Annotated in this window: 23 protein-coding genes; 5 read left to right on the top strand and 18 right to left on the bottom strand. The window is 35.6% G+C overall.

Annotated elements, in window-relative coordinates:
• Nucleotides 1-105: 105 nt before the first annotated feature.
• From ftsZ to mraZ, 14 genes are all read right to left on the bottom strand, one after another.
• Entirely contained in the window at nucleotides 106-2,076 is a 1,971-nt protein-coding gene (gene ftsZ, locus EYD45_RS04000; RefSeq protein WP_130963066.1) for a cell division protein FtsZ, read from the bottom strand.
• A 57-nt stretch (nucleotides 2,077-2,133) separates the two neighbouring features.
• A complete protein-coding gene (gene ftsA, locus EYD45_RS03995) occupies nucleotides 2,134-3,453 on the bottom strand; it encodes a cell division protein FtsA (RefSeq protein WP_130963065.1) in 1,320 nt (439 codons plus the stop codon).
• A gap of 3 nt (nucleotides 3,454-3,456) precedes the next feature.
• On the bottom strand, nucleotides 3,457-4,149 hold the full coding sequence (locus EYD45_RS03990) for a cell division protein FtsQ/DivIB (RefSeq protein ID WP_233702516.1): 693 nt from the start codon (nucleotides 4,147-4,149) through the stop codon (nucleotides 3,457-3,459).
• Nucleotides 4,150-4,165: 16 nt separating this feature from the next.
• Nucleotides 4,166-5,518 carry a UDP-N-acetylmuramate--L-alanine ligase gene (gene murC / locus EYD45_RS03985; RefSeq protein WP_130963063.1) on the bottom strand — a complete coding sequence of 451 codons (1,353 nt, stop codon included), beginning with the start codon at nucleotides 5,516-5,518 and terminating at the stop codon, nucleotides 4,166-4,168.
• Nucleotides 5,515-6,621, bottom strand: a complete 1,107-nt coding sequence (murG, locus tag EYD45_RS03980) for an undecaprenyldiphospho-muramoylpentapeptide beta-N-acetylglucosaminyltransferase (protein ID WP_130963062.1) — start codon at nucleotides 6,619-6,621, stop codon at nucleotides 5,515-5,517. Before murG ends, murC begins: the two co-directional genes overlap by 4 nt.
• Nucleotides 6,622-6,624: 3 nt before the next feature.
• The gene (locus EYD45_RS03975; RefSeq protein ID WP_130963061.1) at nucleotides 6,625-6,978 is read right to left on the bottom strand and encodes a four helix bundle protein; all 354 of its coding nucleotides are present in this window, start codon (nucleotides 6,976-6,978) and stop codon (nucleotides 6,625-6,627) included.
• A gap of 34 nt (nucleotides 6,979-7,012) precedes the next feature.
• Nucleotides 7,013-8,200 carry an FtsW/RodA/SpoVE family cell cycle protein gene (locus EYD45_RS03970; RefSeq protein WP_130963060.1) on the bottom strand — a complete coding sequence of 396 codons (1,188 nt, stop codon included), beginning with the start codon at nucleotides 8,198-8,200 and terminating at the stop codon, nucleotides 7,013-7,015.
• Between the two features lie 7 nt (nucleotides 8,201-8,207).
• Nucleotides 8,208-9,539 carry a UDP-N-acetylmuramoyl-L-alanine--D-glutamate ligase gene (gene murD, locus EYD45_RS03965; RefSeq protein ID WP_130963059.1) on the bottom strand — a complete coding sequence of 444 codons (1,332 nt, stop codon included), beginning with the start codon at nucleotides 9,537-9,539 and terminating at the stop codon, nucleotides 8,208-8,210.
• Complete coding sequence (gene mraY / locus EYD45_RS03960; protein WP_130963058.1) at nucleotides 9,540-10,781, bottom strand: phospho-N-acetylmuramoyl-pentapeptide-transferase; 1,242 nt, start codon at nucleotides 10,779-10,781, stop codon at nucleotides 9,540-9,542. It abuts the gene before it with no gap.
• Between the two features lie 44 nt (nucleotides 10,782-10,825).
• Nucleotides 10,826-12,289, bottom strand: coding sequence for a UDP-N-acetylmuramoyl-L-alanyl-D-glutamate--2,6-diaminopimelate ligase (locus EYD45_RS03955; RefSeq protein ID WP_130963057.1), 1,464 nt, complete (start codon nucleotides 12,287-12,289; stop codon nucleotides 10,826-10,828).
• Nucleotides 12,286-14,244, bottom strand: a complete 1,959-nt coding sequence (locus EYD45_RS03950; protein ID WP_130963286.1) for a penicillin-binding protein — start codon at nucleotides 14,242-14,244, stop codon at nucleotides 12,286-12,288. The genes EYD45_RS03955 and EYD45_RS03950 overlap by 4 nt, the downstream gene beginning before the upstream one ends.
• Nucleotides 14,245-14,308: 64 nt before the next feature.
• Nucleotides 14,309-14,626, bottom strand: a complete 318-nt coding sequence (locus EYD45_RS03945; RefSeq protein WP_130963056.1) for an FtsL-like putative cell division protein — start codon at nucleotides 14,624-14,626, stop codon at nucleotides 14,309-14,311.
• Nucleotides 14,627-15,520: a 16S rRNA (cytosine(1402)-N(4))-methyltransferase RsmH gene (gene rsmH, locus EYD45_RS03940; RefSeq protein ID WP_394343477.1), complete on the bottom strand. Its 894-nt coding sequence runs from the start codon at nucleotides 15,518-15,520 to the stop codon at nucleotides 14,627-14,629. It lies immediately after the preceding gene.
• Nucleotides 15,510-15,977: a division/cell wall cluster transcriptional repressor MraZ gene (gene mraZ, locus EYD45_RS03935; RefSeq protein WP_130963055.1), complete on the bottom strand. Its 468-nt coding sequence runs from the start codon at nucleotides 15,975-15,977 to the stop codon at nucleotides 15,510-15,512. The genes rsmH and mraZ overlap by 11 nt, the downstream gene beginning before the upstream one ends.
• A 300-nt stretch (nucleotides 15,978-16,277) precedes the next feature.
• On the opposite strand from mraZ, the gene EYD45_RS03930 reads away from it, so the two are divergent.
• The 5 genes from EYD45_RS03930 to EYD45_RS03910 all read left to right on the top strand — a co-directional run bounded on the left by EYD45_RS03930 (nucleotide 16,278) and on the right by EYD45_RS03910 (nucleotide 19,224).
• A complete protein-coding gene (locus EYD45_RS03930; protein ID WP_130963054.1) occupies nucleotides 16,278-17,042 on the top strand; it encodes an alpha/beta fold hydrolase in 765 nt (254 codons plus the stop codon).
• A gap of 27 nt (nucleotides 17,043-17,069) precedes the next feature.
• Nucleotides 17,070-17,669 (top strand): ribosome biogenesis GTP-binding protein YihA/YsxC, encoded by a 600-nt coding sequence (gene yihA / locus EYD45_RS03925; RefSeq protein ID WP_130963053.1) that lies wholly within the window; start codon nucleotides 17,070-17,072, stop codon nucleotides 17,667-17,669.
• A gap of 441 nt (nucleotides 17,670-18,110) precedes the next feature.
• A complete protein-coding gene (locus EYD45_RS03920; RefSeq protein ID WP_130963052.1) occupies nucleotides 18,111-18,434 on the top strand; it encodes a hypothetical protein in 324 nt (107 codons plus the stop codon).
• A gap of 20 nt (nucleotides 18,435-18,454) precedes the next feature.
• On the top strand, nucleotides 18,455-18,676 hold the full coding sequence (locus EYD45_RS03915) for a hypothetical protein (protein ID WP_130963051.1): 222 nt from the start codon (nucleotides 18,455-18,457) through the stop codon (nucleotides 18,674-18,676).
• A gap of 191 nt (nucleotides 18,677-18,867) precedes the next feature.
• The gene (locus EYD45_RS03910; RefSeq protein WP_130963050.1) at nucleotides 18,868-19,224 is read left to right on the top strand and encodes a hypothetical protein; all 357 of its coding nucleotides are present in this window, start codon (nucleotides 18,868-18,870) and stop codon (nucleotides 19,222-19,224) included.
• Between the two features lie 4 nt (nucleotides 19,225-19,228).
• Here EYD45_RS03910 and EYD45_RS03905 read toward each other — a convergent pair whose 3' ends face one another.
• The 4 genes from EYD45_RS03905 to EYD45_RS03890 are packed head-to-tail and all read right to left on the bottom strand — an operon-like array spanning nucleotide 19,229 to nucleotide 23,346.
• Nucleotides 19,229-20,635, bottom strand: a complete 1,407-nt coding sequence (locus EYD45_RS03905; RefSeq protein WP_130963049.1) for a DUF2029 domain-containing protein — start codon at nucleotides 20,633-20,635, stop codon at nucleotides 19,229-19,231.
• A gap of 58 nt (nucleotides 20,636-20,693) precedes the next feature.
• Nucleotides 20,694-22,184: a cellulose synthase family protein gene (locus EYD45_RS03900; protein WP_130963048.1), complete on the bottom strand. Its 1,491-nt coding sequence runs from the start codon at nucleotides 22,182-22,184 to the stop codon at nucleotides 20,694-20,696.
• Nucleotides 22,184-22,873 carry a glycosyltransferase family 2 protein gene (locus EYD45_RS03895; protein ID WP_130963047.1) on the bottom strand — a complete coding sequence of 230 codons (690 nt, stop codon included), beginning with the start codon at nucleotides 22,871-22,873 and terminating at the stop codon, nucleotides 22,184-22,186. Before EYD45_RS03895 ends, EYD45_RS03900 begins: the two co-directional genes overlap by 1 nt.
• Entirely contained in the window at nucleotides 22,870-23,346 is a 477-nt protein-coding gene (locus tag EYD45_RS03890) for a toxin-antitoxin system YwqK family antitoxin (protein WP_130963046.1), read from the bottom strand. Before EYD45_RS03890 ends, EYD45_RS03895 begins: the two co-directional genes overlap by 4 nt.
• Nucleotides 23,347-23,372 lie beyond the last annotated feature (26 nt).

Below are 23,372 nucleotides of genomic sequence, written 5' to 3'. Positions count from 1 at the left end.
AAAGTGTTGCGAAGATAGAAAAAAGGATACAAAAAACCCCGAAAAGATTGAGGGATACTTTTCGAGGTCATAACTAAAGTGAGGTTAAACACAGAAGTATCATTCCTAATCTACATTATCGTGCAAAAAAGAATTATTTGTTCTTATTTGTATTTCATCATTATCATCCAAACCAACACTGGTTCTGGAAATATCAGATTCTGAAGAATGCTTGTTCTCTTCTAAACTTACACCTTGCCTTTTATAAGCTGGTACTTTTTCTATATCATCAATTTTTGCATTATTGAACTTATAATTAAAGTCCTTCATCTTACGTCTACGCTCAGCAGTGCGTTGTTTTAGTATTTCAGATATAGGCAATTCTGTTGCTTCCACATCATCTTCAATTTCCGGTTCAACAGCTTCTTCTTCCATCACTCTTCTTTCAAACACTTCATCTTCTTGAAGGTCTTCAGCCACTTTATCCACTACAGGTTGCGGTACATTCATAGACGATTCAGCTTCAACATAATCGTCTAAAGCATAACGCACATCACTGCCTTCTTCGTTAGTTTCAGTAACTGTTATAAGCTCAACATAATCATTTACAGGAATATCTTTTACTTCTTCCTCATCCAGACTAAACATTACTTTTTCTTCAGCTTCTGGCTCCTCCTTTTTTTCAGTTGGTAAAGGCAAATCAAAAGTCAAAGTAATTTGTTGTTCTTCGTCATCTTCAGGCATAACAACTTCTTCTTCATTCACTTCCATGGTAGTAACTGGCTTGATAATAAAGTCGTCATCTTCCATATTGGCGTTCACTTCTTCATAAACCACATCCATGTTTTTTATCAATTCGGATGTCGGAATCAAAGTAATATCCTTAGGTTCATCAGCTACTCTGGGTTTATCTACAACAACTTTTTCAGATGAATTAATTTCCTCTTCAACCTCATCTAAATCTAAAGTATGCCTAACTATCGGGTTAGGCTCTTTCTTCTCTAGCTCTACAATTGGAGCAATAATAACGGGTTCCTTATCTTTTGTATCTGAATCATCTTCTAAAGCATGAACCACTTTTTGGGTTTCAGTATTTGAAATCTCGTTCTGTTGATCGATATTGAATCCTGTTGCTATAATAGTTACAGAGATAGATTCCTCTAGAGATTCATCTTCACCAACACCCATAATGATATTGGCACCATGCCCCGCTTCGTTCTGGATATGATCATTGATCTCTCCAATCTCATCAATAGTAATTTCTTGTGAACCAGAAACTATAAGTAACAGTACATTTTTAGCTCCTGTAATTTTGTTGTCGTTTAATAATGGGGAATCTAATGCTTTACGAATAGCATCCTGAGCCCTGTTTTGACCTGATGCTATTGAAGATCCCATAATTGCGGTTCCGCTATTGCTTAAAACAGTTTTAGCATCACGTAAATCGATATTTTGTGTGTAATGGTGTGTAATTACTTCTGCTATTCCACGAGCAGCGGTAGACAGCACTTCATCAGCTTTTGAAAATCCTGCTTTAAAGCCTAGATTTCCGTAAACTTCACGAAGTTTGTTATTGTTAATTACGATTAAAGAATCTACTACACTTCTTAATTTTTCAATACCTTTTTGGGATTGTTCCAAACGCATTTTCCCCTCAAACTGAAATGGCATTGTAACAATTCCAACGGTAAGAATATCTTTATCCTTTGCCATTTTTGCAATGATTGGTGCAGCACCAGTACCTGTACCACCACCCATTCCTGCAGTAATAAACACCATTTTGGTATTGGTATCTAACATCTGGGAAATTTCATCAAAACTCTCAACTGCTGATTGCTCACCTATATCGGGGTTTGCACCAGCACCTAATCCTTCGGTTAAGTTTACACCCAATTGAATTTTATTGGGAACACCACTGCTTTGTAGTGCTTGCGCATCGGTATTACAGATATAAAAGTCTACACCTTTTATACCTTGCTGGAACATGTGGTTGATAGCATTGCTACCGCCACCGCCAACACCAATAACTTTTATCACATTTGATTGATTTTTAGGTAGATCAAATGAAATGCTTTCGAATTCGTTCTTGCTGCTCATAAATTCTTTTTTTCTGGGGTTCTAAATATTATTTTAATTCAATGGTTAATTAGTGTTCTACTCTGCGTTATCTAAAAAATCCTTAACGCGTTCGGTTAATTTATCCAAGAAAGATTTGCGCTCTTTCACTGGTTTTTCAATTTCCTCTTCGTTGATGGTTTCGTCTTTAATTTGTTCTTCATATTCCTCCTGCTCTTGCTCTTCTACCTTTATGCGCTCTTTGCGCTTTAGTCCATCCAAAACTAAACCAACAGCTGTAGCATACAACGGGCTTGTAACATCTGCATCACTATCGCCTGCCAAATGCTCATTAGGGTACCCGATTCTCGTATCCATCCCTGTGATATATTCTACAAGTTGTTTTAGATGTTTTAATTGGCTACCACCACCAGTAAGCACAATACCTGCGATTAGTTTTTTCTTTTGCTCTTCATGACCGTAGTTTTTAATTTCTGCAAAAACTTGCTCTACAATCTCAACTACGCGTGCATGGATAATTCTGGAAAGATTCTTGAGGGTAATCTCTTTGGGTTCTCTCCCCCGTAATCCAGGAATGGAAACAATCTCGTTATCTTTATTTTCACCAGGCCATGCTGAACCAAACTTTATTTTAAGAAGCTCAGCCTGCTTTTCGATAATTGAACAACCTTCCTTGATATCTTCGGTAATCACATTACCTCCAAAAGGAATTACCGCGGTATGCCGAATGATACCATCCCTAAAAATGGCTAAATCTGTTGTTCCTCCTCCTATATCAATCAATGCAACTCCCGCCTCTTTTTCTTCTTGACTTAACACTGCATTTGCAGAAGCTAATGGTTCAAGCGTAATACCTTCAAGGTTTAGCCCTGAACTTTGCACACATCGTCCAATATTTCTTATGGAGGACACCTGCCCAACAACCACGTGAAAATTGGCCTCTAATCTTCCGCCATACATCCCAATGGGTTCTTTAATTTCGGCTTGTCCATCCACCTTGTATTCTTGTGGCAACACATGGATAATTTCTTCACCTGGAAGCATTACCAATTTGTGAACTTGGTTAATCAATCTATCAATATCATCTTCATCAATTACAGTTTCAGAATTTGGCCTTGTAATATAGTCACTATGCTGCAAACTGCGTATATGTTGCCCCGCAATACCAACCGTAACTTCTTCAATCTTTAACTCGGCTGTGGCTTCTGCTTCCTGAACTGCTTGCTGTATCGACTGAATAGTTTGGGTAATATTGTTTACCACACCACGGTGCACGCCTAAACTTTTAGATTTACCAATACCTAAAATTTCAAGTTTGCCGTACTCGTTCTTACGGCCAATCATCGCCACAATTTTTGTGGTCCCTATATCTAAACCTACTGATAAATTATGCTCCATATCTTACGTTTTGGTACACACCACTTGATTATCAAATTGCAAATTCACTTTACTGTACTTATCCAGCGTTTTTTCTTTTAAACTTTTTTTATAAAACGCTTTTAAGTTGTTGATCTTCTTATCTAAAAGCTTTAAACTTCCTAGATTCACAGTAAACTTGCATTGTCTTAATTTAAGGGCAATAGCACCATTTACACTTTGATGAATCTCTACTACATGTTGTTTTAAAAAGGCGTCTGCTTCTACTTTTTTGGCTATTTCAAAAACATTCTTCAAATTATTTTTTTCAACATAACCTGTAACTAGCGGCACCCTTGCTGTATAATTAGATGACAAAGGCATGTATTTACCCTCATCATCTATATAATATGATGCATTTGTGCTTACTCTCGCAACAGGTCGTTTTTGTTCAATTTCAGCGTTAAGTGTACCATTTACAGCAACATACACTTCAGCTGATTTAATCATAGGATTAGAATTCAGGGTCTTTTCTAACGTATTCAAATCTAAAGTTTCTTTAGGCTTATTTTTAAGGCCTCCTTGATTTTGTATTAACAATTTACTAACAGCCTCATGCGTAATAAAAAGACTGTTTTCTCCTAAAAATGATATGTTGGTTTTGGATATTTTCCTAACATTATTTTTTACTGAAGCAAAAGCGTACAGAAGCCCTACCGAAATAAATAGCACCAACATTTTTATGTAATTCCAATTAACTCGCAACGCTTAATTCTCTTTTAATGTGTTTCACTTCTTCTCCAATGTCTCCAGCACCAATGGTTAAAATAACGCGGGCGGAACTTTTCAAGATTTCTGAAATTAAATCTGACTTGTTTACCAATTTTTTACTAGAGGTGTCTATTTTATCAAGTAGCCATTTGGAGTTTACCCCTTCTATAGGCAATTCTCTTGCTGGATAGATGTCCAATAGCAATAACTCATCAAATTGAGATAAACTCTCAGCAAATTCATTTATAAAATCTCTGGTCCTGGTATATAAATGCGGTTGAAAAATAGCCAATACCTCTTGATTGGGATACATCTCCCTAACAGCTTGATGAACCGCGTTAATTTCCTCCGGATGATGTGCATAATCATCAATAAACACCAAATTATCTGTTTTGATATGATAGGTAAACCTACGCTTTACACCTTTATAAGATTCCAACGCATTGGCAAGCCGCCGGTGAGAGACGCCGTATTCGGCAGCCATTGCCATTGCTATCAGTGCATTTAATAAATTATGTCTTCCTGGAAGATTAAATCTCAAACTATTTATATCTGTTTCAGGGGTTTTTATATCGAAAACATAAGTGCCATCTTCAATTTTTATATTTTGAATTGAATAATCGGCGTCGTCTTCAATACCATATGTAATCCCCTCAATAGGCAGCCCATTTCTAACAAACAATTTTCCATTAGGCTTAATACGTTTTGAAAAATCTCCAAAAGATTTCTTTAATTCTGAAGCATCACCGTAAATATCCAAATGATCTGCATCCATTGATGTAATGCAGGCCAAATTTGGGGATAGCGTTAAAAACGACCTATCAAACTCATCGGCTTCCACAACCGAAACCTCATTCCCGTTGAGAATTAAATTAGAATTGTAATTCTCACTAATGCCTCCTAAAAACGCTGTTAATTTTACACCACTTTGATACAATAAATGCCCCAAAATACTTGTAGTGGTAGTTTTTCCATGGGTTCCAGCTACCGCCAAACAAAAGGTGTTTTCCGTTATCAGCCCTAAAACTTGTGAGCGTTTCAGCACTGTAAATCCATTATCTATAAAATAGTTTAACTCGGAATGAAATCGAGGAACAGCAGGCGTATAGACAACAAGTGTTTTTTCTTTATTCTGAAATGGCTTTTCAATGTGACTAACGTGATCTTCAAAATGAATTGAAATCCCTAGGGCTTCAAGATCTTTTGTAATTTCAGAAGGTGTTTTATCATAGCCAGAAACATGCTTCCCTATAGATTTAAAATAGCGCGCTAATGCACTCATACCGATTCCACCGATACCTATAAAATAAATGTTATGTGCGCTATTTAAATTCACTTTTTTAACAATATCTCAACTTCGTCAACTATATCTTTAGTGGCATTAACCAGTGCCAATTTTTTAATATTCGCTCCCAATTCCTTTTGCTTATCCTGTGAAGCAATTAACTGCGAAAACTTATTTTCAAAGTCTACCTCTAGATCACTCTCCTTTATCATTAATGCCGCTTTTTGATTTACAATTGCCATGGCATTTTTGGTTTGATGATCCTCAGCTACATTTGGAGAGGGTATGAAAATTACAGGCTTTCCAACGATACATAATTCAGAAACGGAACTTGCTCCTGCTCTTGAAATGATAATATCTGCAGCTGCATAAGCCATATCCATTTCGTTTAAAAACTCATAAACCTGTACATCCTTTGCGTTACCATACAGCTTATACTGCTGATAATATAACTTTCCACATTGCCAGATAATCTCAACATTTTGTGTGTCAAGAAAATCAAGTTCTTGTTCAATTAATTCATTAATACGTCTGGACCCTAAACTTCCGCCTAAAATCAATAAGGTATATTTACCATGTTTTAAGTTAAAGTGGTTTTTTGCTTCAACAGTTTTACCTTCAATATTTAGCAAACCTTGTCTTACAGGGTTTCCTGTAATCTTAATTTTTTCTTTTGGAAAAAACCGCTCTAAACCTTCATACGCAACACAAATTTTTTGTGCCTTTTTTGATAGAATTTTATTGGTTATCCCAGGATATGAATTCTGCTCTTGAATTAGTGCCGGAATTTTATTTGATACTGCAACGTGCAATAATGGACCACTTGCAAAACCGCCAGTTCCAATGGCGACATCAGGCCTAAAAGATTTGATAATTTTTCTGGCTTTCCATAAACCACTGATTAACTTAAACGGAAACATCAAATTTTTTAATGTAAATCTTCTTTGTATACCAGAAACCCAAAGCCCTTTTATGTCATATCCAGCCTGAGGCACTTTTTCCATTTCCATTCTATCTTTAGCACCTACAAATAAAAACTTAGAGTCTGGATATCTTAATTTTAATTCGTTGGCAATAGCAATAGCAGGATAAATGTGCCCTCCTGTGCCACCTCCTGATAAAATGATTCTATAGATTTTAGATTTACGATTCATGATTTACGATTTACGCTTTCTCATGGTTTTTATTGATGCTACAACTATTGCTAATAATTCATTCCCTTCTTTGTGAAGTCTTTCTATTTCTTGATGTTCTTTATTACTAACTTCTGAAAGTAATTCTAAAAAATACATGCTTTCATCAGCTTCTTCTTCAACAATTTTCAATTTATTTATGAAGTCTGCGTCCGATTTAGCTCTAAAAGCAGCTCTGTAATTAGCACCTACAGAACTAGAGCACCTAATTAATTGATTACAATACGCATTATACTCTCTAGAAACAGGGAATTTTGAACATAACCTCCAACAATCTGAAGCATATTTTCTTGTTCTATTTTTAAGTATTTCTTTCATTAATCGTAATTCAAAAAATCGTATATCGTAATTATTAAATAGTTTCCGATAAAATTTCCAACGGATTGTCTTCCTTTATTTCTTGCTGCTTAATCTCCTCTCTTCTTGCGCTTACACTCAAGATGATACCTATAGCAAGACATGTCATCCAAATTGATGTTCCTCCACTACTAATTAATGGCAAAGTCTGACCCGTTACTGGAAACAACTCCACTGCTACGGCCATATTTATCAATGCCTGAAATATAATAGGCAAACCAACGCCCAAGACCAATAATTTTCCAAAAATACTATCTGCTTTTTGCGCCACAATAACAACCCGGAATAGCAACCATAAATACAAAAGCATAATTAAAAAGCCACCTATTAATCCATATTCCTCAATTATTATTGCGAAAATGAAATCGGATGACGATTGGGGCAAAAAGTTTTTTTGAATGCTCTTACCTGGACCTACACCATATATTTCTCCTGATGCAATTGCTATTTTAGCCTTATTAATTTGATAATCCGCTTCTGTATCTTCACCATTCCAATAGTTCTTAATTCTATTTTCCCAAGTGTTCACCTTAACCTTTAAAGGACCCTCGGTCATTCTAGCTACCAACACAAAAAGTGTTAAAGCGACCAATCCACAACCCAAAATAAACGCTAAGTATTTTACAGGATACCCTCCCATAAAAACCAATACCAATACCATGGTGAAAATTATGGCTGCAGTTGAAAAATTTGAAGGCAGAATTAATGCCAAAATCAAAAACACAGGCATCCATAAAGGTAAAATAGACGCTTTAAAGGTTATTACTTTATCCTTCATTTTTGACAAGTACCTAGCTACATATACCATCAATACTACAGCAGCAAAAGCTGATGTTTGGAACGACATACCCCCAATTTTTATCCATCTACTAGCCGTAGCACCTTCAACTGTTGTGCCCTGTAAAATAGTGATAGTTAAAAGCACCAATACAATTGGAATCATAACTAGTGATAAACCCTTGAAATAACGATACGGGATTTTATGGGCGCCATAAATAATTAAGAAACCCGAAAACAAATACACAAAATGCTTTACGAAAAAAATAAAGGTATTAGTACCACCGCCCCTGTAAGCTAAATTACTCGCAGCACTATAAACCGGCAAAAATGATAGAATAGCCAATAGCGCTACTATTGCCCAAATTAACCGATCTCCTTTTATATTTTTAAAAATTTGCTGCACGTTATTTTTATAAATTTCTTACTGCATCCTTAAACTGACGCCCTCTATCTTCATAATTTTCAAACAAATCAAAACTCGCACAAGCTGGTGACAATAAGACATTATCGCCTGATTCTGCCACCTTATAGGCAATCTTAACTGCTTCACTCATAAATTGAGTTTCAATAATGATGTCTACCATATTCCCAAACGTATCCATCAATTTTTCATTATCAACACCTAAACAAATAATAGCTTTCACCTTTTCATTCACAAATGGAAATAGCTCCCTGTAGTCATTACCTTTATCCACTCCTCCAACAATCCAAACTATAGGCGCATCCATACTTTCTAAAGCAAAATATGTGGCATTTACATTTGTAGCTTTTGAATCATTAATGTATTGCACTTTATTGATTTTTAGAACCTGCTCTAATCTATGTTCTACTCCTTGAAAATTTTCTAAACTCTCCCTGATGGTTTGTTTTCTAATTCTCAATAAATGCGCTACAGTTGAGGCAGCCATTGCATTTTTAATGTTGTGTTTACCTTCGAGAGTTAAGCTAGTTGTTGGCATAATTATTTGGTTGTTATCTATCGTTATTATTAGTTTGTTATCTTTAAAATATGCACCGTTTTCAATTTCTTCTTTAAGTGAAAAAGGCAATAATATGGATTGAACTGGATTAGTTTTTAAATGATTCGTTATAACCTCGTCGTCAGCATCATAAATCAAATAATCATCTGAAGTTTGATTCATTGCAATTCTGAATTTTGCTTTCACATACTTCTCAAATTGATAATCATATCTGTCTAAATGATCGGGTGTGATATTAGTAATGACTGCAATTTTAGGCTTGAAATCAATTACATCGTCCAACTGAAAACTGCTGATTTCCAATACATAGTTTTCATAGTTTTTTACTAACAATTGTTGCGCAAAACTATCTCCTATGTTTCCTGCTAAACCAACGTTCAACTCGTCCTTCAACAAATGATGCGTTAATGTTGCCGTTGTTGTTTTTCCATTACTACCTGTTATTCCAACAATTGTTGCCGTTGTGAATTTTGAAGCAAACTCAATTTCAGAAACTATAGTAATCCCATTTTTTTTCAATTTTTGAACTAGGGATACCTTATCTGGAATTCCAGGGCTTTTCATCACCAAATCAGCATTAAGAATTTTTGATTCCGTATGCTGCTCCTCTTCCCATTCAATCTCATTATGTATAAGAACTTTTTTGTACTCTGGTTTTATCTTTCCTCTATCTGAAACAAATACCTCGTACGCTTTGGCCTTCCCTAAAAGTGCTGTACCAACACCACTTTCTCCTCCACCCAAAATCACAAGCCTTTTCATCTATCTAATTTTCAATGTTACTATTGAAATGATAGCCAGTAGAATACCCACAATCCAAAATCGTGTCACAATTTTACTCTCATGGTATCCTAATTTTTGATAATGGTGATGAAGCGGCGACATCTTAAAAATTCGACGCCCTTCACCATATTTTTTCTTGGTATACTTAAACCAACTTACTTGCATCACCACCGATAAGTTTTCAGCTAGAAAAATGCCACATAACAGAGGAATTAACCACTCTTTTCGAACTGCAATAGCGATGACCGCTATAATCCCTCCAATTGTTAAACTTCCCGTATCGCCCATAAATACTTGAGCTGGAAAGGTGTTGTACCATAAGAACCCTATTAAGGCGCCTACAAAAGCTGCAATGTATATGGTAATTTCTTCTACCCTTGGTATGTACATGATGTTCAAGTAATCTGAAAAAATAATGTTACCTGATACCCATGCAAAAATGCCCAGTGTTAATACTATTATTGCCGAAGAACCTGCCGCCAGTCCATCAATGCCATCTGTAAGATTAGCTCCATTGGAAACGGCTGTTATTATAAAAATTGCTGCCAGTACAAATATTATCCAAGCGTAATTCTTTAATTCTGGACTAATCCATGTAATTAAATTGGCATAATCAAATTCATTATTCTTAACAAATGGAATTGTCGTTTTAGTGGATCTCTCCTCTTTTTCAAAAAGTTGAGTAACCGGTAAATCAGGATTTTCAGCCAATAACACTTGTTGTTGTGCCTCTGGTAATTTTTCCTTTATGGTGACATTAGGGTTAAAAAACAAGGTTAACCCCACAATAAGACCAAGACCGATTTGCCCTAACACTTTAAATCGCCCCTTTAGGCCATCTTTATCATTTTTGAATTTTTTAATGTAGTCATCAATAAACCCAATAACACCCATCCAAATCGTTGTAACAACTAGGAGAATAATATAAACGTTCTCTAATTTTGCCAGTAAAAAAACAGGTATTAGCGTAGCTAGAATAATGATGATACCACCCATAGTTGGTGTACCTGCTTTTTCTGCTTGCCCGTCTAAACCAAGATCTCTAATGGTCTCGCCCATTTGTTTTCTTTGAAGAAAACGGATGATGCGTTTTCCATAAATCGTTGAAATCAATAGCGACAGAATCATAGCCAAAGCCGCCCGAAAGGTTAAAAAGCCAAAGAGAGATGCACCAGGCAACTGAAATTCTTTCTCTAAATAATCAAACAAATAATATAACATATATTCTGCTTAGGATTCATAGCTTACGCTCTGAATGACATTTGTTATTTCTGTAACTGTTTTAAAAATTCTTGAACCACTTTATAATCATCAAAATCGAATCGCTCGCCATTTATCTCTTGGTAGGTTTCATGCCCTTTTCCTGCGATTAAAATGATGTCTTTCGCTTCAGCGAGTTGACAAGCTGTTTTAATAGCTTGTTTTCTATCAATTATGGATAATGTCTTTTTGAAATTCTGAGGAGCAACACCCTTTTCCATGTCTTCTATAATAGACTCAGGAACTTCACTCCTAGGGTTATCACTAGTAAAAATGACTTTAGTGCTTAACTCAGAAGCTATGTTTGCCATCTTGGGGCGCTTCGTTTTATCTCTATCTCCGCCACAACCCACAACTGTAATCAATGATTCATTTTTTGTGCGAATGCTATTTATTGTTTGCAATACATTTTTTAATGCATCAGGCGTATGCGCATAATCCACAATGGCTGTAATTTTTTCGTCCGACACCAAGTACTGAAACCTTCCGCTCACACTTTGCAACTCACTTATCAGCCGTAGAACCTCAACTTTTTCCAACCCTAATAATTCCGCAGTAGCGTAAATTGCCAGTACGTTATAAGCATTGAAATTTCCAATCAATCGCGTCCAAACCTCACTCCCGTCAATAGATAACAGCAATCCACTAAACTCATTTTCCAGAATTTGCGCTTTGTAATCGGCATAACCTTTAAGCGCATAAGTATATTTTTTTGCCATGGTATTTTGGAGCATGACTAAACCGTTTTTATCATCGGTATTCGATAAGGTAAATGCGTGTTTTCCCAAACCATCAAAAAATGACTTTTTAACATCGCGATATTCAGCAAATGTTTTATGGTAATCCAAATGATCATGAGACAGATTGGTAAATACACCCCCTTCAAAACGTAACCCTTCAGCCCTACTTTGATGAATCCCGTGAGAACTTACCTCCATAAAGCAAAATTCCACCCCAGCATCATTCATCATCATCAAATACTTATTTATTGTCAAAGAATCGGGTGTTGTGTGTGTCGCTTTATACTCCACATCATCTACTAAGATTTTCACTGTAGAAAGCAAGCCCACTTTATAACCAGCATTTTTAAATAACTGATATAACAATGTTGTAACCGTAGTTTTTCCGTTGGTACCTGTCACACCAACAAGCTTCAAATTATCCGATGGGGAATCGTAATAATTTGAAGCCATGATTGCCAGTGCTTTGTTTGAGTTTAGTGTTTCTACATAAGTGATACCATCAACCAAATTAGTAGGCAAAGCTTCGCATATAATCGCTAATGCGCCTTGTTTTATCGCGACATCTATATAGTTGTGTCCATCGGCTACCGTTCCTCGAATAGCGACAAACACGTCTTTGGCACCAACCGCTCTGGAGTCGAAATTGATCGCATTTACGGCTATATTCGTACTTCCAACAACGGCATCGATGTTAACCTTGTATAGTATGTCCTTTAATATTTTCAAGATATTTCTAAATCGATTCTTTGATTCTTCTTTACTTTTTGACCTTTAGCCACTGATTGTCGTTTTACCACACCCGAACCCTTGAAATTCACTTGTAAACCCATGTTTTCCAAAAGCGCTACAGCATCCATTGCAGGAAGCCCAACTACATTTGGCATAATGGTTTTATACTTTTGGGCGGTGGCGTAATACGCTTCAAACTGTTGCTCTACCGAAGCACGTTTTACATCTAGCGATTCAACCTCCTCAATTAAAGGCGTGTCTGTATATATTTTTTGCGCTATCGTTTTAAATACCGGACCGGATACATCAGCACCATAATAGCCCACTTCTTTATCGGGCTCATGAATTACCACAATACATGAGTATCTTGGATTATCCGCTGGAAAAAACCCTGCAAAGGATGAGATATAGTTAAGTTTCTCTTTGTCTCGATAATCCTTCTGGCAAGTCCCAGTTTTTCCTGCCATTGAAAAGTTCTTGGAATACAGCCTATTCCCTGTACCATGTTTTTTCTCAACTACATTTTTTAATAATTGTTGAAGTTTAGCAATTGTCTCTTTTGAACAAATGCGCTTATTAATAACCTCCTTTTCAAAGGGCTCAATAGTTTTATCAAACTCTTTAACTTCTCTTAAAAATCTTGGTTTTACCATAACACCATCATTTGCTACGGCATTATAGAATGTTAGCGTTTGTAACGGTGTAAACGACACCCCATAACCAAATGCCATCCATGGTAGCGCTATGCCACTCCAACGGTTATTTTTTATTCTTGGATCTGGAATAATCGCTTCTCCTTCTCCTTTGATTGGAAGATGTAGCATGCCATCAAGATTCATATCATACAACCTATCAACAAACTTTTCAGGCTTTTCTTTATAGGCATTATAAATTGTCTTTACTATCCCTGTATTTGACGAGACCTCAAAAGCTTCAGAAATAGAAATTTTACCATAGCCACCCCATTTTGAATCTCTAACTTTCTTTCCATAGTAAGTTAGAACTCCTTTTTCCGTATCCACAACATCACTGGTATCAATTACCTTATCTTCAAGAGCAGCGGCAAGTGCCATCAACTTAAATGTTGAACCCGGTTCGTGCGACTCCCAAACCGCATAATTTCGCCTTTCATAATACTTTCCTTCGGAATTTCTACCCAAATTCACAATAGCCCTTATCTCACCCGTTTCAACCTCCATCACTACGGTACACCCATGGTCTGCCTTATATTTTTCAAGTTGATTTAGCAATGAATGATGTGCTATATCTTGAATATTCACATCTATGGTTGTATATACATCCAAGCCATCTTGGGGCTCAATTTTATTATAATCATAAATAGGTTTCCACTTGTCTTTTCCTATTTGCTGTTTAGCGTGCTTTCCGTCTTTTCCTCTTAAATATTTTACTCCAAACGCACCGTCAATTCCCGGGCGTGTTACATTTCCTTTTTCGTCTATGCGCTCGTAGCCAATGGTGCGTTGGGCTATTCCACCCATAGGATGTTCGCGCTTCGTTTTTTGCTCGACTATTATACCTCCTTTAAACGCGTTTAAATTCAATAGAGGAAATGTGCGCATCCTCATATACTCAGAATAGCCCAAATTTTTCGCCAAAAGCAGATACCTGTTTTTATTTATTCTTGCCTTTCTAATCAATTTTTGATACTGAGAGGACGATTTTTTTCCTGGAAATTTTGCTAACGAATCACAAAACGACTTTAAATGTTTTTCAAAAAGTGAAGATGCAGGCGTTAGTGCATCAAAACGAATATCATATTTAGGTATTGACGTGGCGAGCAAATTTCCGTTAACCGAATACACGTTACCACGATTAGCAGGAACCACAAAATCTTTTACAATACGCTCACTGGCTTTAGCTCGATACTCGTCACCTTGCACAAACTGAATATTTGCCAACTTTACCATAACGACAATACCAAAAATGAACATACACGCAGCTATGAAGTATAATCTATTCAATATGTTTTTCTCGCTTACAGCCAAAAATCTACTTTTAATCTTGTGATTTAACTTTTATCTTTTTAGGCGGCTCCACAGAAGGCACCAACCCTTTTTCTTTCATTTTTGAAGCCACTGCAGACTCCATTTTTAAGCGCATTAATCTGGAACGCCCATCAACAAATGCAGATCGCATTTCCTTTACTTCATCTTCTAATTTTGTAATCTCATACACTTTTTTATCAGCACTGTGTGAACTTGCAATCATAACAATGGCCAAAACAGAAATAAAAATGATGATACGCCAGTTTTTAAACGAATCGTCACTTACCAAAAAGGTCCCTTTTAATATGTTATAGATATTTTTTTTCATCTATAATTTTTCTGCAATTCTGAGTTTTGCGCTTCTAGCCCTGTTATTCAACTTAATTTCCTCTTGTGACGGCACAATTAAACCATTAACTTTTTTTAGAGGCACTTCAAAGTTTCCAAAAACATCTCGCTCTGGTTCCCCTTCGAACAATCCGTTTCTTATAAAGCGTTTTACTAATCTATCCTCTAAAGAATGGTATGAGATAAAACTTAACCTACCACCTTGTTTCAAAATTTCTGGCGTCTGTAATAAAAATTCCTTTAAAGCTTCAATCTCCTGGTTTACTTCTATCCTGATAGCTTGATAGATTTGGGCCAAAATTTTATTCTCATGTCGCGGCGATAAAAACTTTTTCAACACTCGTTTTAACTGCTCGCTTGTTACAATTGGTTCGTTTTGTCTGTGCGCCACAATCAATCTTGCCATTGCCGGAGCTGCCCTTAATTCACCATACCGAAAAAGCACTTGACGTAGCCGCTCCTCTTCGTATTCATTTACAACATGAAATGCCGATAATTCATTTTGTTGATTCATCCTCATATCCAACTTAGCTTCAAATCGTGTTGAAAAGCCTCGTTCTGCAACATCAAACTGATGGGACGACACTCCAAAATCAGCCAATACACCGTCAACCTCCTTTACACCATAAAATCTTAAAAACCGCTTTACATATCTGAAATTTTCATTTATCAAGACGAAACGCTCATCATCTATCGTGTTTGCCAATGCATCCCGGTCTTGGTCAAAAGCAAACAACCTACCGTTATCTCCTAGCCTGCTCAAAATTTCTCGACTATGCCCACCTCCACCAAATGTCACGTCCACATATACACCGTTAGGTTTTATCGCTAAACCATCAACCGTCTCTTTTAATAATACTGGATTATGATACATCGTCATCACCATCTTGCCCCATTACTTCTTCAGCCAAATCAGCAAAATCCAGAGCCGCATCATCAATAGATTGCTCATACAACTCCTTATCCCATATTTCGATAATATTTATCGAGGGTGAGATTACAATGTCCTTAGTGATGTTAGCAAAAACAGTTAAATCCTTTGGAATCAATAACCTACCATTTCCATCCACCTCAATAATTCTAGCACCGGCACTAAATCTTCTGATAAAATCGTTGTTCTTCTTTTTGAACCTGTTCAGCTTGTTCATTTTTTGCATAAGCAATTGCCACTCCGCCATTGGATACAATTCCAAGCATTTTTGAAACACTGAACGCCTCAGCACAAAACCATCATCCAGAATTGGCATCAACTGTTTTTTCATGCCTGAGGGGATCATCATCCTCCCTTTGACATCAACCTTACAATTGTATGTTCCTATTAATGAATGCACTGTAATGATTTCAGATTTTGGTGTTTAAGTTTCAAATATATCAAAATTTACCACGATTTACCACTTTATACCACTTTTGTTAATAATTTTTTGAGAAGAAGTGTTTTTCAACTGATTTATAATTGAAAAACAGCTGATTTCAATCTAGTTATCAAGAGTTTATAAAGTGGGAATAAGTACTATTTAGCAATGTTAACAAAGCTAGTTTTGGACAGGTAAGCTTTAGTAAAAATTAAAGCATTTGAATTATGAATGAATTAACTATATTTGTTTTTTTAGGAAACGGATGAACAAAGTTTAATGGGGGACAGCTTAAGAAAAGAAAAAAACTACAGTTACATTGAAGTTGGCGAAGGCACGCCTATAATTATACTCCACGGTTTAATGGGAGGCTTAAGTAATTTTGATGCCGTAAAACACTTTTTTAGTGACAAGGGTTATAAAATTGTGATTCCTGAGTTACCAATTTACACCATGTCTCTTTTAAAAACCAACGTAAAGAGTTTCGCTAGATATCTGCACGATTTTATTGAATTTAAAGGGTTTAACGAGGTTATTCTACTTGGCAATTCCCTTGGTGGACATATTGGTTTATATCATACAAAATTGTATCCCGAAAAGATAAAAGCCTTAGTAATTACTGGAAGTTCCGGGCTTTACGAAAGCGCCATGGGAAGCGGTTATACTAAACGTAGTGACTACGAGGTAATTAAAAAGAAAGCACAAGATGTATTTTACGACCCAGCAGTAGCAACCAAAGACATTGTGGATGAAGTTTATGCAACAGTAAACGATAGAAACAAACTAGTAAAAACTCTTGCTATTGCTAAGAGCGCCATTAGACACAATATGGCCAAGGATTTACCTAAAATGAAAACTCCAACCTGTATTATTTGGGGTAAGAATGACAATGTTACCCCGCCCGAAGTGGCTGAAGAATTCCATGAGCTATTGCCTGATTCCGATTTATTTTGGATAGACAAATGCGGACATGCCGCCATGATGGAACATCCCGATACATTCAATGACATTTTGTATTCGTGGCTAACCGACAGAAAACTATAAATCGGCAAACCCCCAAATAAAAACATTATGCTAATTAAATCTGCTGAATTTGTTGTTAGCAATTCTGATGTGGCAAAATGCCCGAAAAGTAGCTTGCCAGAATATGCATTTATTGGGCGAAGTAATGTTGGAAAATCATCGTTAATCAACATGCTAACAGGGCGAAGAAGCCTTGCAAAAACATCAGGTAAACCAGGAAAAACCCAGCTGATTAATCATTTTTTAATAAATAAGAACTGGCATTTGGTGGATTTACCAGGTTATGGTTATGCACGAGTTTCGAAAAGCTCTAAAAAAACCTTCCAAAAATTTATAACACAATATTTTAGCTATCGAGAACAGTTGGTTTCTGCATTTGTTTTAGTAGATATTCGGCACAAACCCCAACCTATTGACTTAGAATTTATGAATTGGCTGGGAGAAAACAGTATTCCTTTTTCTATCATTTTCACAAAGGCAGATAAACTCAAACCTAAAGTTATTGAACGACATGTTGATGACTACAAAAAGGTGATGTTAGAATTCTGGGAAGAAATGCCTAATTATTTTGTAACTTCTAGCTCTAAAAGTATCGGAAAAGATGATGTTTTAGCATATATTGAAACCCTTAACGATAGTTTAAAATAAGTATTTATCACCTATTCCCTTTCTCAAAATACCTAAAATATCCTGTAAAGTGGAACCTTTAAATGCTAATGACTTTCCTAAAACAAGGTCAAACTCTAAAGAAAAAAGCACCTTATCAGACACGCGCATATATTAGAGATTGAAAGGTCTTATAGCTTTAGTGCAGACTATATTTTTGAAATCCACTAAGGAACGATTGAGTAGCGACAGTTTGCTAACCACAAGTTAGGGTTTCCAAAACAACAGATTTTTACGGGGTGATGTTTACTTACTTTCACCTAACATGGCATTAACCTCTAAAATTTAGTTTTAATTTTTTTGAAAATTATATTAACTTAGATATTTGAATAAATTGCTAATGTTATTAAGGTATTGACAGCATTTGATTTTTTGTGTATCTTTTAATCGTGTAAAAACAACCCAACCTAAATTTAACCAACCATGAAACGACAAAATGACAACTTAAAACGTGTTATTGTAGATTTTAAAAAATTAACTCCGGAGATTTTAGCTTTGTTAGTGGAGCGCTATCCTGATGGCTATGATGACGACCATATTATTTCCTTTAGAAACCAGCACAATGAGATTATAGAGGCAGTTGAGGTAACTACCGACGATACCAAATATTTGGTAAAGGTAAGCTCAAAACTAGCGGTAACTATGGAGAATTATGATGAGGACGATTACGAGGACTTCGATAATAACGACCCTGAGGCGGTGCAGCCTCCAAAAATGGACGCCGAGGCACTGGAAGATAATGACTAATACCTATTACTTTTTATATTATGAGAACAGCCGCTTTTAAACACTACAAAAACGGTTACTACACATTTTGGTTTGAAAATGGAGAAGAATTGGCCTTTGAGGAGGTGCATCCGCGTGTTTTAAAACAGTACGATTTAAAAAATGACAAAAGTTTAATTGATAAGGATTTTAGAATCACTTTTGTAGAAGATGGTAATGATGATGATCCTATTTATAGAGTGCAGAGCTTAAAACCCATTTAATTTTTAAGAGTTATTTAAAATATAATACAGATTTCAAAGTTATGGATGTGAAGGTTTACATGTGAATATCATACATGATAATTATAGATTAGACATGGCGCCGTATCTTTTGAATCGTAAATAAAATTGAAGTATATTTAGGCATAGGTTATACTATTTTTGCTTAACTTAAGACATAAAAACCCAAAGAAATGAATACTAAAAAAATTTTAATGTGTAGCGGCATCGTTTTATTCGCGTTATCACTTTCAAGTTTTAAGCTTGCACATCCAATAGAAAAAGCTCCTATTACGTATAAAATCCAAGAGGGTTTTATAGTTTATGCCACTTATGATGGTCAAAATAATGATGGCTATAATTTTGTTGTAACTGATAAAAAAGGAAAAAAAAACACCTTGACTTTTCAAAATATTGAAGAGCCTGTATTAAGCGTTTTTGATTTAAGTACGGATACTTTTGTCGGTACAAAGTTTAAGGTTACTTTTAATAAAGAGATGAAAGCTTCCAATGATGAAGTAAACACCATTACTAAGCTAGAAAAACTGTAGTTTTCTAGGAATGATTTAAAAGCTCCTTTTCTGGAGCTTTTTTTATGAACACTTCCCAAATAAACACACCGTAAACTATTGCATATTCCAAGGCGATAATATATAGATTTTCAGACTTATCAGCTTTATTTAAGTTGATGTAGGCTAAATAACTCAGGATGATTACAAAACTCCAAACCAAGGGGAATTTATACTTTGTAAATACAGATAGTATCAAAAGCGTAGCTATATACCAGGGATGCACCGTGGTTGTGGTGAAATAGTAAATAGATAGTACTAAAAGCATCGCGGTAATAAGTTCTATTATACTTTTGTTTCTTCGGAAAAAAGTGATGATTAAAGTAATAATGAAAATAACAATGGGTATTATTTTACCAATTATTGCTATTTCGTTATACCCCCTAAAGGTGTATCCAATTGCTCTGGCGATATAGTAAATACTAGCATTGAATTCAAAATTCTGAAACCAAAGCGCAACAGTTTCAGAATAGTTATTTATAAATTCTGGAGAATAAAATGGCAGGAATAATACAATAGTTACAATAACAACTATTGCATAAAACACAACTAATCTTATCAAGTTTAGAGAGGTCGAATCTTTTGCACCACCTTCTTTAAATTTCATGAACCACTGAAAAAACAATGGTAAAAATATAAGCGGAATCAATTTTACTGAGATGGAAAGCGCCAAAACTACTGCTGCCCATTGCCATTTTCCAGTGTACAGTAAGTACAAGCTCCAAACTAAAAAGAAAATCATCACCCCTTCAAAGTGAAGATTCCCTGTAAGCTCAATTATAATAAACGGATTTAGTATGTACCAAAAGATATTATGTGCTGGAATTCTAAGTTTTTCTAATAATCTTTTTCCGAAGTAAAGTGTGCCGAAATCTGCCGCAATTATTATCAATCGCATAACTATGACGGCCCCTAAAATACTTTTCCCAGCAAACAATCCCGCAATAATAAAACAAAGCTGATTTATAGGTGGATAGTTTGTATAATGGCTTGCGTTTAATACGCCCATCCCCTCTCGAAGTTCTTGGGCTTGGGCAATAGGAAATTCGCCTTCATTAATAAAATATTCTACCGTGTACAAATAAGGATTGAGGCCTTCCAAAATGATACGACCATCCCAGATGAAGCGGTAAAAATCTTGTGAAAGATTTGGGATAGCCAAAATAAAAGCAGCTCTAAATCCAAAAGATATATACGTTAGCAGCTGAAGATTATTCTTTAAGCGTTTTACCAATTGATAAAACAGGACAAAAAGAAGCGCGTAGAAAATAATAAGTTTTAAATACTCCGTTCTTACCAAATCATAAGAAAAAAAACAATAAAGTATTAGGTTTAAAAGAATTAAACCCAATGGTATTTTATTAAGCTTTATAAATGTTGGGTTTAACAGCATTGAGTAAATATAAGTTTATTTACGCTAGAAATTATCAATGAAGGTAATACGGGCAAAGTTAAACCTTAGAAGCCAATGATTTAAAAAACACATATCCAAAACCAACAAAAAGCATCAAGTGAAACGGAAACAATCCAAAATCTCCTCCTTGATCCCCAACGATAAAAGCACTATACATACCAAATCCGAAATAGGCCATTAAAAGCCCCTCAAAAATAACATGTACAGAAACCGTCCTTTTAATGTACTTATTGTGTTTCCAATTGTCTTTGTACTTTTTAAGGTTGAATTTTGGGGTACGCACAAACTCACTTTTCTTACCCAAATGTCCTTCTAAAACGGCAATAGAGTTATGCAATGAAAACCCCATTGCTATTGAGAAAAACACAAAAAACATACCTATGTACCCCATGAAATTTTTAATACCTCCACCATATATTCTCCGATACATAATCCAATAGCAAATAAAAAATATGACTGTGCTTATCACGAAAAAGCTCATCACATAAAAATAAGGCTTCAAATGTGCATACTCATTTTTAATGTAAAGCATAGGAATACTTAAAATTGCTACAATAAGTATGTTTAAAAACATAGTACTATTAAGCAAATGTAGCAACCCGTGCACTTTGGTTTTAGCCGAAATGTGTTCGTTTTTTAATACACGCCAAAGCATTTTTCTAAAATTCTCTGCACCACCTTTATTCCATCTAAACTGTTGAGAGCGTGCAGCACTAATCACAATTGGCAATTCGGCCGGTGTTTCTACATCTTCAAGGTATTTAAACTTCCAGTTTTTAAGTTGCGCACGGTAACTCAAATCCAAATCTTCAGTAAGTGTATCACCTTCCCAATTACCAGCATCCAGTATGCACTCTTTTCTCCAAATACCCGCAGTTCCGTTAAAGTTAATAAAGTGTCCTTTACTATTTCTTCCTACCTGTTCTAAGGTAAAATGCGCATCCAAAGCAAACGCCTGTATTTTAGTTAATACCGAAAAGTTTCGATTTATGTGCCCCCATCTTGTCTGCACAACACCAATATCTTTATTTTTAAAATAAGGTACGGTGCGTTTTAACCAATCGGGCTTGGGCAGAAAATCAGAATCGAAAATGGCAATGAACTCCCCTTTAGCGGTTTCTAATCCCTCTTTTAATGCACCGGCCTTAAAACCGGTTCTTATTTTCCTGGTAATATGTTGGATGTCCAATCCTTTGTGCTGAAGTTGCTCAATATGCGCTCTTGTGCTTTCAACAGTTTCATCAGTGGAATCATCCAAAACCTGAATCTCTAATTTGTGCTTTGGATAGTCTATTTTGGCAATATTATCCAACAAACGCTCCATAACGTACATTTCATTGTAAACAGGCAACTGAATAGTAACGTATGGTATTTCATCTGGATTAGAAAGATCAAATGCTTCGCATTCTTCACTATTTTTTTGAGCAGATAAATAATTGAATAACAAATTAAGCTGAGCCAAAGCGTACATAAAAATAAGCAACAGCGCAATGGTATAAATAACGATTATAACAGCTTCTACATACATTATTTGATACTGTATTTAAAAATCCATCCCAGTATTTTCATGCCTGCAAATATAGCACCTTTTACGGTTCCTGAAACTTTTGATACACCAATTCTATTTCTGTAGTTTACAGGCACTTCGGTGTAACTTAAGTTTTGTTTTATAGCTTTTAATTGCATCTCCACGGTCCAACCATAGGTTTTATCTTCCATGTTAAGAGCCAACAACTTATCGTATTTTATAGCTCTAAACGGTCCTAAATCTGTAAATGTTGCCCTAAAGAACAGTTTCATTAAGGAGGTTGCCAGCCAATTGCCGAAAATTTGTGGTACAGTCATGGAACCCTCTTCACGTAGTTGCTTTACACGTGCTCCAATTACAAAATCTATATCATCTTCTATGATAGGAGCCACTATTTTAGTGAGTTCTTCTGGGTAGTCGCTGTAATCGCCGTCTAAAAAAACGATGATATCTGGTTTTTCGGATTTCTTGGAAACATAGTCCATACCTTTTAAGCAGGCAAAACCATAACCACGCTGGTTTTCGGTTAAAACTGTGGCACCAGCATTTTTGGCGTTTATTTCGGTATCATCAATAGAATTGTTGCTTACTACAATAATTTCGTCTACAGAGTCCGGGATATCATGAATAACATTAGCAATAGAATCTGCCTCGTTGTTTGCTGGGATAATGACGTTTATTTTGGTCATCTAAGATCGTTCAAGTTATTTTCTTTCCTAAAACTGCTAAAGTCTGTCCACTCTTTTATCTGCTTTCCGTTTTTAAATTTTTTAGCCGAAATCAACTTTTCATCTTTATACATCAAGCAATAGCCATTCTTTTCATTGTTCTTTAGCTGACATTTATGATTGATTTTCGCCATATTATCATAAAACAACCACCAGTCATTTTTTTTGCCTTCGCGAAAATGCCCTTCGCTTTCCTTAGTGCCATTTTCGCGGTAAAAATACCAATACTTTACGGGTTTACCATTTTTGTAATGCCCTTCTTTTTGTACTTTACCGTTTTTATAGTAGAAGGTCCAATACTTAACTTTTATATCGCTTTCCAACCAACCTTCCGCCTTTACATTACCGTTGTCGTAATATGCTTTTTGATAGTGTTTTTGGGCATAAACCTTGAGGCTTAACAAAACTATTATGAGAAGAAATACGTGTTTCATTTCAATTTTAGATTGTTAACTGCATT

The sequence above is a fragment of the Hyunsoonleella flava genome (assembly GCF_004310325.1).
Classification (GTDB): Bacteria; Bacteroidota; Bacteroidia; order Flavobacteriales; family Flavobacteriaceae; genus Jejuia; species Jejuia flava.
The sequence above is the reverse complement of the archived record's forward strand: the minus strand, read 5'-3'. Positions and strand labels throughout refer to the sequence as shown.

Bases quoted from the DNA above. Each gene is read 5' to 3' on its own strand.
- EYD45_RS03905 (WP_130963049.1), bottom strand. From the start codon at position 20,635: ATGCTGTTAAACCCAACATTTATAAAGCTTAATAAAATACCATTGGGT.
- EYD45_RS03915 (WP_130963051.1), top strand. From the start codon at position 18,455: ATGAGAACAGCCGCTTTTAAACACTACAAAAACGGTTACTACACATTT.
- rsmH (WP_394343477.1), bottom strand. From the start codon at position 15,520: ATGTATCATAATCCAGTATTATTAAAAGAGACGGTTGATGGTTTAGCG.
- ftsA (WP_130963065.1), bottom strand. From the start codon at position 3,453: ATGGAGCATAATTTATCAGTAGGTTTAGATATAGGGACCACAAAAATT.
- murD (WP_130963059.1), bottom strand. From the start codon at position 9,539: ATGAAAAGGCTTGTGATTTTGGGTGGAGGAGAAAGTGGTGTTGGTACA.
- EYD45_RS03975 (WP_130963061.1), bottom strand. From the start codon at position 6,978: ATGAAAGAAATACTTAAAAATAGAACAAGAAAATATGCTTCAGATTGT.
- EYD45_RS03890 (WP_130963046.1), bottom strand. From the start codon at position 23,346: ATGAAACACGTATTTCTTCTCATAATAGTTTTGTTAAGCCTCAAGGTT.
- EYD45_RS03910 (WP_130963050.1), top strand. From the start codon at position 18,868: ATGAATACTAAAAAAATTTTAATGTGTAGCGGCATCGTTTTATTCGCG.
- murG (WP_130963062.1), bottom strand. From the start codon at position 6,621: ATGAATCGTAAATCTAAAATCTATAGAATCATTTTATCAGGAGGTGGC.
- EYD45_RS03950 (WP_130963286.1), bottom strand. From the start codon at position 14,244: ATGTTCATTTTTGGTATTGTCGTTATGGTAAAGTTGGCAAATATTCAG.
- mraY (WP_130963058.1), bottom strand. From the start codon at position 10,781: ATGTTATATTATTTGTTTGATTATTTAGAGAAAGAATTTCAGTTGCCT.
- ftsZ (WP_130963066.1), bottom strand. From the start codon at position 2,076: ATGAGCAGCAAGAACGAATTCGAAAGCATTTCATTTGATCTACCTAAA.
- EYD45_RS03930 (WP_130963054.1), top strand. From the start codon at position 16,278: ATGGGGGACAGCTTAAGAAAAGAAAAAAACTACAGTTACATTGAAGTT.
- EYD45_RS03920 (WP_130963052.1), top strand. From the start codon at position 18,111: ATGAAACGACAAAATGACAACTTAAAACGTGTTATTGTAGATTTTAAA.
- EYD45_RS03990 (WP_233702516.1), bottom strand. From the start codon at position 4,149: ATGTTGGTGCTATTTATTTCGGTAGGGCTTCTGTACGCTTTTGCTTCA.
- EYD45_RS03945 (WP_130963056.1), bottom strand. From the start codon at position 14,626: ATGAAAAAAAATATCTATAACATATTAAAAGGGACCTTTTTGGTAAGT.
- EYD45_RS03895 (WP_130963047.1), bottom strand. From the start codon at position 22,873: ATGACCAAAATAAACGTCATTATCCCAGCAAACAACGAGGCAGATTCT.
- yihA (WP_130963053.1), top strand. From the start codon at position 17,070: ATGCTAATTAAATCTGCTGAATTTGTTGTTAGCAATTCTGATGTGGCA.
- EYD45_RS03900 (WP_130963048.1), bottom strand. From the start codon at position 22,184: ATGTATGTAGAAGCTGTTATAATCGTTATTTATACCATTGCGCTGTTG.